Source organism: Vibrio chanodichtyis (assembly GCF_028863985.1).
In the GTDB taxonomy this organism is placed as follows: Bacteria; Pseudomonadota; Gammaproteobacteria; order Enterobacterales; family Vibrionaceae; genus Vibrio; species Vibrio chanodichtyis.
Window position 1 is genome coordinate 16,512 of the sequence record NZ_JARBFT010000008.1, and the last position, 14,681, is coordinate 31,192.

Here is a 14,681-nt window from a genome sequence, read left to right on the forward strand (position 1 = left end):
TTTGTTCAGTCAGTTTTAGTAAGGATGTACTATGCAGTTAGGTCGACATATTTCAGGGCAGTTCAATGTGGAATTGGAGTCTATTCGTAGCCAAGTGTTGACTATGGGCGGCTTAGTCGAGCAGCAACTGACGTTAGCGATGCAGGCCTTGCATGAAGATGATGAAAAATTGGCGCGCCGGGTGATTAATGATGATCACAAAGTGAATGCGATGGAAGTGTCGATTGATGAAGCGTGTACCCGCATCATCGCCAAGCGGCAACCGACCGCTAAAGATTTACGTTTGATCATGGCGATCATCAAAACCATTACTGATTTAGAACGGATTGGTGATTCGGCAACTAAAATGGCTTATATCGCACTAGAGCGTCCGCCAGCCAAACAGCAGCAATTTCAGGTGTCCCTCGAACCTTTATGTCGTCAAGCGATAGCCATGCTGCATCAAGTCTTGGACGCGTTTGCCCGCATGGATGTGCAAGCAGCAGCAGAAATTTACCAGCAGGATGACCGGCTCGATAAAGAGTATGAAGCGGTGGTGCGCCAACTGATGACCTATATGATGGAAGATCCGAAAAATATTCCGCATATCTTACAGGTCATCTGGTCGGCGAGTGCGATTGAGCGAGTCGGTGATCGCTGTCAAAATATCTGCGAGTACATCATTTACTTTGTCAAAGGCAAAGATGTGCGCCATTTAGGCGATCAAGGCATCAATGAGGTGCTCAAAAAACCGAATTTGTAACTACATGATAGGATCGCGATGCCGCGATCCTATTGTTCAATAGCGCTGTGGTACAAAGGTTTGATCTTCGATCGGTGGTCGCACGTAACCCTGTTTATTAATTTCAGGCAGTATGATCGGCGGATGTTCGATCTCTTGATACTCAATGCTGCTTAGTAAATGGCTAATACAATTGAGTCGGGCGCGTTTTTTGTCATCAGAAGGAACGACCCACCAAGGGCAATGTTTACTATCGGTATAAGCAAACATCTCATCTTTGGCTCGTGAATAAGCCGCCCAGCGGGTACGTGACTCCAGATCCATCGGGCTGAATTTCCAGCGTTTCACTGGGGTGTTGATCCGTTCAATAAAGCGCTTTTCTTGCTCCTCATCGGAGACCGAAAACCAGTATTTGAGCAGGATAATTCCAGAGCGCTGCAACATGCGTTCAAATTCAGGGCAGGAGCGCAGAAACTCTTGATACTCTTCCTCGCTGCAAAAGCCCATCACTCTTTCGACCCCTGCGCGGTTATACCAACTACGGTCAAATAGCACGATTTCGCCCCCTGCTGGAAGGTGAGCCACATAGCGCTGAAAGTACCATTGAGTCTTCTCTTTTTCGGTCGGCGCGGGTAGCGCAGCAATCCGGCACACCCGTGGATTGAGCTTTTCGGTAATGGTTTTGATCACCCCACCTTTGCCTGCCGCATCGCGACCTTCAAAAATCACCACCAGCTTAAGTTTTTGTTGTTTGACCCACTCTTGTAATTTAACCAGCTCAATTTGCAGTAGTTCTAATTCACGCTCGTAGCTGCTTTTATCCAATTTGGTCATCGCATCTTCTCCTCTAATCGCGTAAGTCCTTTAATCGCTTAAGCATAGCAGCGAGTGGCACTAAATTCCGTGAGGCTTGATCGCGCGCAGAGCTTGTACGGTTTTTTGCAAGATCTCGCGGCTGGTGATCGGGATGATAAAGTCATCACACTCGGCGGCGCCCATTTTGCTTTCTGCGCGTACAAACTGCATTTGGCTTGGACGTGTGCTTTTCGCTGATAGGTGCAACTCATGCACACCGGTGGCCAACGCAATCTGCGCCACATTATCTGGATTGACGCCAGCCCCTGCCATAATGGAAATCCGTCCGGCGCTTTGCTGGACCAATTGTGCTAAGCGCTCGATACCCCGTTCGGCGCTGCTGGCCAAACCTGAGCTTAAAATTCGCTCACAACCGAGTGCGATAATCTGTTCTAAAGCGCATTCAGGGTTGGCGCAGTGATCAAAGGCGCGGTGAAAAGTGACCCCCAAACTCAGTGATTGAGCCAGTTCGACCAATGGTGTGCAACGTTTGACATCAATATTGCCATCTTGAGTCAGTAGGCCGAGCACCACGCCCTGTAATTGGGCGCGATGTGCTGCGTGAATATCTTCCGCCATAATGGCCAACTCTTCATCGTGATAGAAAAAATCACCGGCTCTGGGGCGGATCATGGCATAAACCGGTACGGCAGCGAGTTGTCCCACACGCTGCATTAACCCTGCACTTGGGGTTAAACCGCCTAATGCCAGCGATGAGCAAAGTTCAATCCGGGTTGCCCCGCCGGCTTGTGCATGATGCAGTGATTCAAGGTTATCGATGCAGACTTCAAGTTGATAATTCATGGGCTGAGCTCCTACGGGAGTAACGGAAAAGTACAAGCTGTTGTAAGTCGTTATGATAACAGTAGAAATGGCGGGTGATGAGTCAGAATAGGGGTAAAGTTTAGCGCTGCAATTACCTATTTAACCCCATGTTGCTGGTGGCTAGGTGAGTGGAGAGTTGGGATAGATACGCATCAGCAGGATGCAAAATAAGCGAGATAAAAAAAGCCCGCAGCAATGCTTTGGGCTTTGAGGACTTTACTTCTTAACTGATTGGCGTTGCGTTTTCGCTTTATTATTTCCAACCACCCGTGTTGAGCGCGGGGTTAAGAGATTTATTTTAGGTCAGCAGAGTATTGAGACAGGAATGCGGCTACACCTTTTGGTGACGCTTCCATACCGGCTTTACCTGCTTCCCATTGCGCAGGGCACACTTCACCGTGAGTTTGGTGGAAGTTCAGTGCATCAACCATACGCAGCATTTCATCGATGTTACGACCCAGTGGCAGATCGTTAACCACTTGGTGACGAACCATACCTTGGTCATCAATCAGGAATGAACCACGGAAAGCCACGCCCGCTTCTGGGTGCTCTACATCGTAAGCTTTACAGATTTCGTGTTTAACGTCGGCAACCAGTGGGTATTTCACTTGACCGATACCGCCGTTTTCAACTGCAGTGTTACGCCATGCGTTATGAGAGAATTGAGAGTCAATTGACACACCAATTACTTCTACGCCTTTAGCGATAAAGTCTTGGTAACGGTTGTCAAAGGCGATCAGTTCTGATGGGCAAACAAAGGTGAAGTCTAGTGGGTAGAAGAAAACAACCGCTTTCTTGCCTTTAGTAAATTCTGCGAAGTTGAAGTTATCAACGATTTCACCGTTACCCAATACCGCTGCTGCAGTAAAATCAGGGGCTTTACGACCAACTAGTACCATTTTTTTGCTCCTAAGCAATTTTGTAAGTACTGAACTATCTCGATAGAGTTCATAATTCAGTCCGTGAAGAACGCCAAGAAATATAGTACAAAGAACAACAAGTAAAAAATGAATTAATTAGATTAGGTTAATCGAAAAAAACGATAATGCTGGTCTGATGCAGATAAAGGTGGATTTTGAGCATGTTTTACACTCTAGAGCGGGTTAAGGTCGTGATCAAGTATGAATAAATGGCCAAGCCTCAAGCAGTTATCGTATCTGGTCACGTTATACGAAACGCGCCACTTTAGCGAAGCGGCGCAGCGCTGTTTCGTTAGTCAATCCACCTTAAGCAAGGGCATTCAAACTCTGGAAGAGCTCATCGGTTGCTCCTTATATGAAAAGCAAGATAAAAAAAGCCCGTTGGTGTTTACCCGTATTGGTGAGTTGGTGGTGCAACAGGGGCGAGAATTGCTCGCCAAAGGGCAAGATTTAGTCGAGCTTGGTCAACTGTGCCAAGGCGATAGTATGCAAGGGCAATTGCGCCTAGGCTGTATTCCGACCATTGCGCCCTTTTTACTGTGCGATTTAGTACAACAGATTAACCAGCGTTATCCGCAATTGCATCTATTGCTGCGTGAAGATACCACGGTCAATCTACTGGCCGCACTGCGCAGCGGTGAACTGGATGTGCTGATTTTGGCGTTGCCGGTCGATATTGGCAATATGGAGAGTTATGTGGTCGGGCAAGATCCGTTTCGTATGGTGATCAGTCGTGATCAGGTCGGACAGATCCGCCAACCGATCCGTTATGCGGACCTGCCGGATGAGTCGGTGTTTTTATTGGAAAAAGAGCACTGTTTGACCGAGCACGCAGTCTCCGCTTGTCAATTGACCGATAAAGAGAAAATCAATCCGTTTACCGCGACCAGTTTGCATACCTTAGTGCAAATGGTTGCCAATGGCTTAGGGACAACCTTTATCCCACAAATGGCCATCGATCATGGTTTGCTGGATAAGCAAAATTTGGTAGTGGTCGACCCGCCGGGCCAAAAAGCCTATCGTGACATCGGCTTGGTTTGGCGTCCGAGTTCTTCGCGGATTGAGACCTTCCATCAACTTGCTAAAGTGGTTGCTGAGCTATTGTAGTGCCTAGATCTACAGATCTTCATCTAACGGTTCGGGGTCACTCTCTTCTTGTAATTCGAGCAGATTAATCGCGATGGTGACAAAATCACTGTCGGTGATAATGCCGACCAATTCGCCCTTGGCCAGCACCGGTAAGCAGCCAATTTTATGCTTTTGCATATACATCGCGCTCTCTTTGAGCCCCGCTTGCGGGGCTACGCTCATCACATCGGTATGCATTACTTCGAATAGTGGCGTATCGAGTGTGTATGAGCCATTGGGACTGATCCGTGGCAAGCTTGGTTGTGCGGCCAATAAATCGCGCTGACTAATAATGCCCAATAATTTTTTATTGCTATCGACCACCGGTACATGTCGGATATCGAGTGCTTCCATCAGATGTTTGGCATCGCTGAGCGTATGTGTGTGCAGTAAAGTGTGCGGATGACGCGTCATCATGTCTTCAACTTTGATCATCGCTAACTCCTTTCTCAAACAGAAAAACCTGAGCGGTGTTTAACCTTGCACTCTAACTATAGCGCCGCCGATCAACGACTGCTGCGAACTGTAGCAAAATATCGGTTTTATTGTGCTGCAGTGTGTTGCTGCGAATGCTTTACAAAAGGTTACCTTGCGATGGCGGCATCACCACAGCATTCCTGTATCTTGATCGCAGTTCGGTATATACTGGCGCGCCGCGAAATCGGGCGATGATCCTGACCACTTAATCAAGAAAGAGCCATGCAAGTTTCAGATTTTCACTTTGAACTCCCAGACGAGCTGATTGCTCGCTACCCTAAAGCAGAGCGTACTGCCAGCCGCCTACTACAACTGGACGGCAATAGTGGTCAACTGACCGATGGCACCTTTAAAGATATTCTTGATCTGGTGCAAGCGGGCGATCTGTTGGTGTCTAACAACACGCGAGTGATCCCTGCTCGTATGTTTGGCCGTAAAGCCAGCGGCGGTAAATTGGAAGTGTTGGTGGAGCGAGTGCTCGATCAACACACGATTTTGGCCCACGTTCGTTCATCAAAACCGCCAAAACCGGGTACGGAACTCTATTTAGGTGAGCACGATGAATTTCATGCGGTGATGCAGGCGCGTCACGATGCTTTGTTTGAAATCCGTTTTAGCGCACAAACGGTGGTATTGGATATTCTCAATCAAATCGGCCATATGCCGCTGCCGCCTTACATTGATCGCCCAGACGAAGCGACCGATAAAGAGCGTTATCAAACCGTGTATAACCAAAAACCCGGCGCGGTGGCTGCACCAACCGCAGGGCTGCATTTTGATAACGCGCTGCTTGAGCAAATTCAAGCGAAAGGGGTTGAGCTAGCCTATGTGACTTTGCATGTCGGAGCGGGGACTTTCCAACCGGTACGCGTAGAAAATATTCACGATCACCATATGCACGCGGAATACGTAGAAGTGCCACAACCGGTCGTTGATGCGATTGCGGCGACCAAAGCGCGTGGTGGACGAATTATTGCGGTCGGCACTACCTCGGTGCGTTCACTGGAAAGTGCCGCGCAAGCTGCACTGCAGCAAGGAAGCGAGTTAAAACCTTTCTTTGGTGATACACAAATCTTCATCTTCCCTGGTTATCAATACCAGTTGGTGGATTGCTTGATCACCAATTTCCACTTACCCGAATCGACGTTGATTATGTTGGTGAGTGCCTTTGCCGGTTATCAGCACACCATGGATGCTTATCACCATGCGGTGCAGCAAGGTTATCGTTTCTTTAGTTATGGTGATGCGATGTTTATTCGCAAACAGACAACTAAAGCGTAATGTCCCCAACGATGTGGTGACTAGCAGGGTCGCGACTATCGGAAAGGGATGATCAAAATGAGTGCTGGCAGTAGCCAGAAAAGGTATACACCTTTTGCGCAGGGAGCCGCGCCCGCTCCTCAAACCGCCTTATGCCATAGTGTAAGGCTTGGATTGTAGACGGTCAGACTGTTTCTCTGACATTGGAGGCTGAGTGAAATTAACATTTGAACTGAAAAAGAAAAACGGTAACGCGCGGCGTGGTCAACTGACCTTTGAACGCGGCACAGTACAAACCCCAGCGTTTATGCCGGTGGGTACCTACGGCACCGTGAAAGGGATGACCCCAGAAGAGGTGAAAGAGACTGGGGCCGAAATTCTGCTCGGTAACACTTTCCACCTGTGGTTACGCCCAGGTCAAGAAGTGATGAAAATGCACGGCGATCTGCACGATTTTATGAACTGGCAAGGTCCGATTTTGACCGATTCAGGCGGTTTTCAAGTGTTCAGTTTAGGCGATATTCGTAAAATCACTGAAGAGGGGGTGCATTTTCGTAACCCAGTCAACGGTGACAAAATCTTTATGGATGCCGAAAAATCAATGGAAATCCAAAAAGATCTCGGCTCTGACATCGTGATGATTTTCGATGAGTGTACCCCATACCCAGCGACCCATGATGAAGCGAAAAAATCGATGGAAATGTCGCTGCGTTGGGCTCAGCGCTCACGGGATCACTTCGATAAGCTGGAAAACCCGAACAGCCTGTTTGGTATTGTGCAGGGTGGCGTGTATGAAGACTTGCGTGATATTTCGGTCAAAGGCCTTACTGAGATTGGCTTTGACGGTTACGCAGTCGGTGGACTTGCGGTTGGTGAACCTAAGCCAGATATGCACCGGGTTTTGGAGCATACTTGCCCACAACTGCCAGAAGACAAGCCTCGTTACTTGATGGGCGTCGGTAAGCCGGAAGATCTGGTGGAAGGTGTGCGCCGTGGTATCGACATGTTTGACTGTGTTATGCCAACTCGTAATGCGCGTAATGGTCATCTATTTGTGACTGGCGGTGTGATCAAGATCCGTAATGCAGCACATAAAACTGATACAACGCCTCTCGATCCGCAGTGTGACTGTTACACTTGCCGAAATTATACCAAGTCATATCTACACCATTTGGATCGTTGTAACGAAATCCTCGGTGCTCGTCTGAATACTATCCATAACCTGCGTTACTACCAACGTTTGATGGAGAGCATTCGCACGGCGATTGACGAAGACCGTTTTGATCAATTTGTGACAGAGTTCTACGCGCGTCGTAACCGCGAAGTGCCACCACTGCAAAAAGATCTGGCTTAATTTGGTGCTCTGGGTTGGATTTCCGCATTCTGCGGGTTGAATTCAACTCCGGGCATCCCAATACAATCAACATTAAACAACAATAATTTAGAGGACGTTTCTCAATGAGTTTAATTTCTGTAGCCCATGCCGCAGGCGAAGGTGCCGCACCTGGTGGCGGTTTTGAAATGCTGATCATGCTTGGCATGTTCGCGGTGATCTTCTACTTCATGATCTACCGCCCACAAGCTAAACGCGTTAAAGAGCACAAAAATCTGATGTCAGCCATGACCAAAGGTGATGAAGTGCTGACCAGCGGCGGTTTAGTTGGTCGTATCACTAAGATTGCGGAAGACAATGCTTACATCACTATCGAGTTGAATACCAACAATGAAGTGGTGATTAAGAAGGACTTCGTGACTGCTGTACTGCCAAAAGGTACGCTGAAATCTCTTTAAAACAGCCATAGGATCCTCGCTGTGCTAAACCGTTATCCATTGTGGAAGTATCTGCTGGTGGTGTTGACCATCGCGATTGCAGCTTTGTATGCACTTCCGAATATCTACGGTGAAGATCCAGCTATTCAAATTACAGGGGCGCGTGGCGCCTCTGTTGATATGTCAACGCTGGATGCTGTCACCACTGCGCTCGATAAAGCGCATCTCTCCCAAAAGTCGATTGCTCTTGAAAATGGCTCGGTCTTGGTCCGTTTCAATGATACCGACACTCAACTTAGCGCCCGAGATATTATCAGCGAAGCGCTAGGCCAAGATAAAATCGTGGCATTAAACCTTGCGCCGGCTACCCCTGATTGGCTTGAATCGATTGGTGCTGCACCAATGAAACTCGGCCTTGATTTACGTGGTGGTGTGCACTTCCTGATGGAAGTGGATATGGACGCGGCGATGGAAAAGCTGGTCAACCAGCAAGAAGAGTCTTTCCGCAGCGATTTGCGTGATGAAAAAATTCGTTACCGTGCGATCCGGCCGTTATCTGATGCGGTGGAAGTGACCTTGCGTGATGCGCAGCAGCTTGCGCAAACTAAGTCGTTTTTGGAGTCAAAACATCGTGATATGACGTTTACGACGACAGAAACTAATGGCCGTTTTGTGCTATTGGCTAAGTTTACAGAAGCTCGCTTACAGGAAATTCGCAATTACGCGGTCGAGCAAAATATCACGATCTTACGTAATCGAGTTAATGAACTGGGTGTTGCTGAGCCACTGGTGCAGCGTCAAGGCGCAGCACGTATCGTGGTTGAACTGCCCGGTGTGCAAGATACCGCACGTGCCAAAGAGATCTTAGGTGCGACGGCCACTCTGGAATTTCGTGAAGTTGATGACAGCGCTGATCTGGCGGCTGCAGCGGCAGGACGCGTTCCTGCGGGCAGCGAAATTAAGCTAGATCGCAATGGTCGCCCTGTGGTGTTGAAAAAACGCGTGATTCTCGGTGGTTCAAGCATTACCGATGCCAGCTCAAGTGCCGACGAATATGGTCGTCCGCAGGTGAACATTTCGCTCGATAGCGAAGGTGGTAACAAAATGGCCGCGTTCTCGAAAAAGAACATCGGCAAATTGATGGCGACCGTTTTTGCGGAATACAAAGACAGCGGTAAGCGTTCACCGGAAGGCAAGGTGCTGCTGATCAAGCATGAAGAGGTGATTAACCAAGCGACGATTCAATCGGCCTTGGGGCGTAATTTCCGCATCACTGGCATTGATTCTCCCGCCGAAGCTTACAACTTAGCACTGCTACTGCGTGCTGGTGCGCTGATTGCGCCGATTTCAATTGTCGAAGAGCGTACCATTGGTCCATCAATGGGCCAGCAAAATATCGATATGGGGATCCAAGCCTGTATTTGGGGCATGGTCGCAGTGATGCTGTTCACTCTGCTTTACTATCGCAAATTTGGCGTTATCGCCAACGTGGCGCTGATGGTGAACATTGTGCTGATTATTGGCGTGATGTCGATGATCCCTGGGGCGACGATGACCTTGCCGGGGATTGCCGGTATTGTGTTGACGATCGGTATGGCGGTTGATGCTAACGTATTGATCTTTGAGCGTATTCGTGAAGAGCTGCGCGATGGGAAAAATCCACAGCAGGCCATTCATCACGGTTATGCTAATGCCTTTAGCACCATTGCTGATGCCAATATCACCACCTTGATCACCGCGATTATTTTGTTTGCGGTGGGAACCGGGGCGATCAAAGGCTTCGCGGTTACGCTATCGATTGGTATTTTAACTTCTATGTTTACTGCGATTATCGGAACACGTTGTATCGTGAATCTGGTGTATGGCGGTAAGCGTATTCACAAGCTGTCGATCTGAGGCTGGGGTCAGTTATGTTTCAAATCCTAAAAGCAGATAAAATGATCGACTTCATGCGTTGGTCAAAATTTGCCTTCGTATTGTCGTTGGTGATGATCGGCGCATCGATGTTTACACTGTCGACCAAATGGTTGAACTGGGGCCTCGATTTCACTGGCGGAACCTTGATTGAAGTTGGCTTTGAACAGCCAGCCAATTTAGAGCAGATCCGCAGTGCGTTGGCCGCGCAAGGTTTTGGCGATGCCACTGTACAAAATTTTGGTTCAGCGCGCGATGTGATGGTGCGCTTGCGCCCACGTGAGGCGATGACCGGCGAAATGCTCGGTAATCAAATCCTGGCTGCGATCCAAGAAGGCACGGGCGTCAATGTTGAAATGCGCCGTATCGAATTCGTCGGTCCTAATGTCGGAGATGAATTAACCGAAGCGGGTGGTTTGGCGATTTTGGTCTCTTTGCTGTGTATTTTGCTCTACGTTTCGGTGCGCTTTGAATGGCGACTGGCGGCGGGAGCTGTGTTGGCACTGGCGCACGATGTGATCATAACCCTCGGTATTTTTTCGCTGTTACAGATCGAAGTGGACCTGACCATTGTTGCGGCATTGCTCACGGTGGTTGGTTATTCGCTTAACGATACTATCGTGGTGTTTGACCGGATCCGGGAAAACTTCCGTAAGATGCGTAAAGAGTCACCCGCTGAGATCATGAATAGTTCGGTGACCCAAACCTTGAGCCGTACCCTGATCACTTCAGGTACTACGCTGTTTGTGGTGATTGCTCTGTTCACTCAAGGCGGTGCAATGATCCACGGTTTTGCCTTGGCCTTGCTGCTCGGGATCACGGTCGGGACTTACTCTTCGATTTACGTGGCCTCGGCATTAGCGCTGAAACTTGGTATCACTCGTGAGCACTTACTCCCACCACAAGTGGAGAAAGAGGGTGCTGAGTTGGATGAATTGCCTTAGTTTTGATTGGCTTTTTCTTCTCAAAAACCGTTGCCTTGGCAGCGGTTTTTTTATCCAACAGCTTGCGCGCCAGTGATTGACCCTCGTGACACTAGCGCTTGGATTTGCATGCTAGTTTTTAGTTTGAAAGGTAAACTGGGACAAAAAAAAGCCCTGCCATTATTATGGCAGGGCGATATCTACTGTCGTAGAGCCGATCTTATTTCAAGATCGCGCTGTTACCGTTTTCACGGATGTGTTGCAAAATGGCTTTTACACCACGTGGGCTAGAGGCCACGATGTTGCCTGATTGCATATAATCAGTGCCACCAGCAAAGTCAGTCACGATGGCGCCTGCTTCACGAGCGATCAGTTCACCTGCTGCCATATCCCAAGGTTTTAGGCCGAGTTCGAAATAACCATCAACGCGGTTGGCGGCTAGGTAGCATAAATCCAATGCGGCTGAACCGGTGCGACGGAAATCAGCACATTCAATAAACATGGCAGAGACGATTTTGATGAACGATTCTGAGTGCTGTTTTTGTTTGAATGGGAAACCAGTTGCCAGTACTGCGCCTTGCAGATCTTTCAGTGGCTGAACACGAATACGCGCATTGTTGAGCTGAGCACCTGAACCACGTTGTGCGGTGAACAGTTCATTGGTCATTGGGTCGTAAACGCAAGCCACTTCGGTTTTGCCTCTAAAGCGTACAGCAATAGAAACGGCGAAGTGTGGGAAACCTTTTACAAAGTTAGTAGTGCCATCCAGTGGGTCGATGATCCATTGTACTTCTTTATCTTTGCCTTCGATAAGGCCGCCTTCTTCTGCAATGATGCAGTGCTCAGGATAAGAGCTTTTGATGGTTGCAATGATAATCGCTTCCGCTTCTTTGTCGACGTTAGTGACAAAGTCGTTAGTCCCTTTCTGGGTCGATTGAATTTTCTCTACGTTTTCCAGAGATTTGGCAATATGGTTACCTGCTTTTCGCGCGGCGCGAATAGCGATATTAAGCATTGGATGCATACGAGTTTCCCAACGGATGTTAAAGAACGAAAAAGCGGCCGGCAGTATACCAAAACCAATCGAAAAAGGAAGTGGTTATTTTTTGTGCGTTTGGTTGTCTATTGCCGCAAACGGTCTGACCATTTTAATCTGCTTTATGATAATATCCGGCGGCTTTATTGGGAGTACTTTGGGCAAATGATGTTAGATCGCGTAAAAGTCGTATTGGTCGGCACTTCTCACTCTGGAAATATCGGTTCAGCTGCTCGGGCGATGAAAGTAATGGGCTTAAGCCGCATGGTATTAGTCGATCCGCAATGTCAGGTTGATGCTCAAGCGATTGCCTTGGCCGCGGGCGCTAGCGAAATCGCACTCAATGCTGAGATTTACCCAACCCTTGAAGCGGCGGTGGCCGATTGTGGGCTAGTGGTTGGCACCAGTGCGCGCTCGCGTACATTGGAATGGCCAATCTTAGAGCCGCGGCAGTGTGCAGAAAAATTGATCGCCGAAGCCGAGCTCCATTCGGTAGCGGTGGTTTTTGGCCGAGAGCGTACTGGCTTAACCAATGATGAGCTGCAACGCTGTCATTATCATGTTTGTGTTCCTGCCAATCCAGAATACAGTTCACTCAATATCGCGATGGCGGTGCAATTGCTGAGCTATGAGCTGCGCATGGCGTGGTTAGCGCTCAAGCCAAACCAAGATCCGCATCAGGTAGAATCTGCCTATCCGCATCATCAAGATCTGGAGCGTTTCTATCAGCATTTGCAAACGGTCATCACTCAAACCGAATTTATTTCGGCCCAGCAGCCGGGGCAAGTGATGAATAAACTGCGCCGCATGTTTACTCGTGCTCGGCCTGAATCTCAAGAAATCAATATGTTGCGTGGTATTTTAACCGCGGTGCAAAAATCACTGGCAGCGAAGCAGTAAGTCTATACGAAGCAGTAAGTCTATAAAAAGCAATACGTCTATAAAAAGTAATAAGCCTATAGACGGAATAAGCCTATCGTTGTTAGGGATGAATACCTGACTGAATTAGTCAAATAAATACTTGACCTAAAGAGTCGGGTATGGAACACTTCTTGCCACATAAACAGTGTCGAGATGGTGATTATGAGACTGACATCGAAAGGAAGATATGCGGTAACCGCCATGTTAGATGTGGCTTTGCATTCGCAACAAAATCCGGTACCGTTGGCCGATATTTCTGAACGGCAAGGCATTTCTCTCTCGTACTTAGAGCAATTGTTTTCTAAGCTACGTAAAGCAGGTTTAGTCGCGAGTGTGCGCGGCCCTGGTGGCGGTTATCGACTCGGTATGGACTCATACGCGATTGCGATTGGAACGGTGATTGCCGCAGTCGATGAATCGGTTGACGCCACCAAATGCAGTGGCAAAGGTGATTGTCAGGGCGGTACTCGTTGTTTGACTCACACACTGTGGCGTGATTTGAGTTCACGCATTAGCGATTTTCTTAACAACATCACGCTCGGCGAGCTGATGGTGGATAACGAAATTCTCGAAGTTTCCGATCGGCAAGATCTGCATCTTGCGGTCAACCAAAGGGTTGCACACAATAACTCAAATCCAGCCACCTGCGCTGCGGCACCTTTTGGTATTAATGTTCGCTCATAGCGGCAAGCTTTACACTGGAGTAGAAAATGAAACTGCCTATTTATCTAGATTATTCAGCAACATGCCCGGTTGATCCGCGCGTGGCTGAAAAAATGGTTCAGTACATGACGATGGATGGTACCTTCGGTAACCCAGCTTCGCGCTCGCACCGTTATGGCTGGCAGGCAGAAGAAGCTGTCGATACCGCGCGTGAACAAATTGCGGCCCTGCTTAATGCTGACCCACGTGAAATTGTCTTCACATCGGGAGCCACTGAATCGGATAACCTTGCGATCAAAGGCGTCGCTCACTTTTATAACAAGCAAGGCAAGCACATTATCACCAGCAAGACCGAGCACAAAGCGGTGCTGGATACCATGCGCCAACTGGAGCGCGAAGGTTTTGAAGTGACTTATCTTGACCCACAAACCAACGGTTTAATTGATTTGGCTAAACTGGAAGCCGCGATGCGCGATGACACCATTTTAGTCTCGATCATGCATGTCAATAATGAAATTGGTGTGATCCAAGATATCGCTGCGATTGGCGAATTGTGCCGTGCGCGCAAAGTGGTGTTTCATGTTGATGCGGCACAATCGGCGGGTAAAGTGGCGATTGATGTACAAGAGATGAAAGTTGATCTGATTTCCCTGTCTGCCCACAAAATTTACGGTCCGAAAGGCATTGGTGCACTGTATGTGCGTCGTAAGCCACGCATCCGTTTAGAGGCGCAAATGCACGGCGGTGGTCATGAGCGTGGTTTCCGTTCAGGCACTTTGCCAACCCACCAAATTGTTGGAATGGGCGAAGCGTTCCGCATTGCGAAAGATGAGCTACAGCACGATTATCAGCATGCACTGGCGCTACGCGAGCGTTTGCTGGCCGGCATCAAAGATATGGAAGCGGTCACCATCAATGGCGATCTGGAGCAGCGTGTCCCGCACAATCTCAACATTAGTTTTGCCTTTGTTGAAGGTGAATCGTTGCTAATGTCGTTGAAAGATTTAGCCGTGTCGTCAGGCAGTGCTTGTACATCGGCCAGCCTTGAGCCTTCTTATGTATTGCGTGCTTTAGGTCTAAACGATGAATTGGCACACAGCTCAATTCGTTTCTCTTTTGGCCGTTTTACCACGGAAGCGGATATCGACTACGCGATTGAATTAATTCGGGTTGCGGTGGATAAATTGCGTGACATGTCACCACTGTGGGATATGTACAAAGAAGGTGTGGATCTCAACACGGTTGAGTGGGCACACCACTAATCATTC

General features: G+C 48.5%; 15 protein-coding genes. 10 read left to right on the top strand and 5 right to left on the bottom strand.

Features of this window, described 5'->3' with window-relative positions:
• Positions 1-31 precede the first annotated feature (31 nt).
• Positions 32-742, top strand: a complete 711-nt coding sequence (phoU, locus tag PUN32_RS09645) for a phosphate signaling complex protein PhoU (protein WP_274722913.1) — start codon at positions 32-34, stop codon at positions 740-742.
• A 36-nt stretch (positions 743-778) separates the two neighbouring features.
• Here phoU and ppk2 read toward each other — a convergent pair whose 3' ends face one another.
• The 3 genes from ppk2 to PUN32_RS09660 all read right to left on the bottom strand — a co-directional run bounded on the left by ppk2 (position 779) and on the right by PUN32_RS09660 (position 3,300).
• Positions 779-1,555, bottom strand: coding sequence for a polyphosphate kinase 2 (gene ppk2, locus PUN32_RS09650; protein ID WP_274722914.1), 777 nt, complete (start codon positions 1,553-1,555; stop codon positions 779-781).
• A gap of 60 nt (positions 1,556-1,615) precedes the next feature.
• The gene (locus tag PUN32_RS09655; protein ID WP_274722915.1) at positions 1,616-2,380 is read right to left on the bottom strand and encodes a copper homeostasis protein CutC; all 765 of its coding nucleotides are present in this window, start codon (positions 2,378-2,380) and stop codon (positions 1,616-1,618) included.
• Positions 2,381-2,694: 314 nt separating this feature from the next.
• Positions 2,695-3,300, bottom strand: coding sequence for a peroxiredoxin C (locus PUN32_RS09660; RefSeq protein ID WP_166014476.1), 606 nt, complete (start codon positions 3,298-3,300; stop codon positions 2,695-2,697).
• A gap of 222 nt (positions 3,301-3,522) precedes the next feature.
• Between PUN32_RS09660 and PUN32_RS09665 the strand changes: the two genes are divergently transcribed.
• A complete protein-coding gene (locus PUN32_RS09665) occupies positions 3,523-4,428 on the top strand; it encodes a hydrogen peroxide-inducible genes activator (protein ID WP_274722916.1) in 906 nt (301 codons plus the stop codon).
• Positions 4,429-4,437: 9 nt separating this feature from the next.
• On the opposite strand, the gene PUN32_RS09670 is transcribed toward PUN32_RS09665, so the two are convergent.
• Positions 4,438-4,884, bottom strand: coding sequence for a CBS domain-containing protein (locus tag PUN32_RS09670; RefSeq protein ID WP_274722917.1), 447 nt, complete (start codon positions 4,882-4,884; stop codon positions 4,438-4,440).
• A 264-nt stretch (positions 4,885-5,148) separates the two neighbouring features.
• Between PUN32_RS09670 and queA the strand changes: the two genes are divergently transcribed.
• The 5 genes from queA (at position 5,149) to secF (ending at position 10,814) form a co-directional block, all read left to right on the top strand.
• Positions 5,149-6,207: a tRNA preQ1(34) S-adenosylmethionine ribosyltransferase-isomerase QueA gene (queA, locus tag PUN32_RS09675; RefSeq protein ID WP_274722918.1), complete on the top strand. Its 1,059-nt coding sequence runs from the start codon at positions 5,149-5,151 to the stop codon at positions 6,205-6,207.
• Between the two features lie 193 nt (positions 6,208-6,400).
• Positions 6,401-7,540 (top strand): tRNA guanosine(34) transglycosylase Tgt, encoded by a 1,140-nt coding sequence (gene tgt / locus PUN32_RS09680; RefSeq protein ID WP_166014480.1) that lies wholly within the window; start codon positions 6,401-6,403, stop codon positions 7,538-7,540.
• Positions 7,541-7,644: 104 nt separating this feature from the next.
• The gene (gene yajC, locus PUN32_RS09685; protein ID WP_166014481.1) at positions 7,645-7,977 is read left to right on the top strand and encodes a preprotein translocase subunit YajC; all 333 of its coding nucleotides are present in this window, start codon (positions 7,645-7,647) and stop codon (positions 7,975-7,977) included.
• A 21-nt stretch (positions 7,978-7,998) separates the two neighbouring features.
• Positions 7,999-9,852: a protein translocase subunit SecD gene (gene secD, locus PUN32_RS09690; protein ID WP_274722919.1), complete on the top strand. Its 1,854-nt coding sequence runs from the start codon at positions 7,999-8,001 to the stop codon at positions 9,850-9,852.
• 14 nt (positions 9,853-9,866) lie between these two features.
• Complete coding sequence (secF, locus tag PUN32_RS09695) at positions 9,867-10,814, top strand: protein translocase subunit SecF (protein WP_274722920.1); 948 nt, start codon at positions 9,867-9,869, stop codon at positions 10,812-10,814.
• A 199-nt stretch (positions 10,815-11,013) separates the two neighbouring features.
• Here the strand turns inward: secF and suhB are convergent, their stop codons facing one another.
• Entirely contained in the window at positions 11,014-11,817 is an 804-nt protein-coding gene (suhB, locus tag PUN32_RS09700) for an inositol-1-monophosphatase (protein ID WP_166014484.1), read from the bottom strand.
• Between the two features lie 180 nt (positions 11,818-11,997).
• Here suhB and trmJ point away from each other — a divergent pair, with 180 nt between their 5' ends.
• The 3 genes from trmJ to PUN32_RS09715 all read left to right on the top strand — a co-directional run bounded on the left by trmJ (position 11,998) and on the right by PUN32_RS09715 (position 14,675).
• Complete coding sequence (gene trmJ, locus PUN32_RS09705) at positions 11,998-12,729, top strand: tRNA (cytosine(32)/uridine(32)-2'-O)-methyltransferase TrmJ (protein WP_274722962.1); 732 nt, start codon at positions 11,998-12,000, stop codon at positions 12,727-12,729.
• A 183-nt stretch (positions 12,730-12,912) separates the two neighbouring features.
• On the top strand, positions 12,913-13,434 hold the full coding sequence (gene iscR, locus PUN32_RS09710) for a Fe-S cluster assembly transcriptional regulator IscR (protein ID WP_274722922.1): 522 nt from the start codon (positions 12,913-12,915) through the stop codon (positions 13,432-13,434).
• A 26-nt stretch (positions 13,435-13,460) separates the two neighbouring features.
• Complete coding sequence (locus PUN32_RS09715; protein ID WP_274722923.1) at positions 13,461-14,675, top strand: IscS subfamily cysteine desulfurase; 1,215 nt, start codon at positions 13,461-13,463, stop codon at positions 14,673-14,675.
• Positions 14,676-14,681 lie beyond the last annotated feature (6 nt).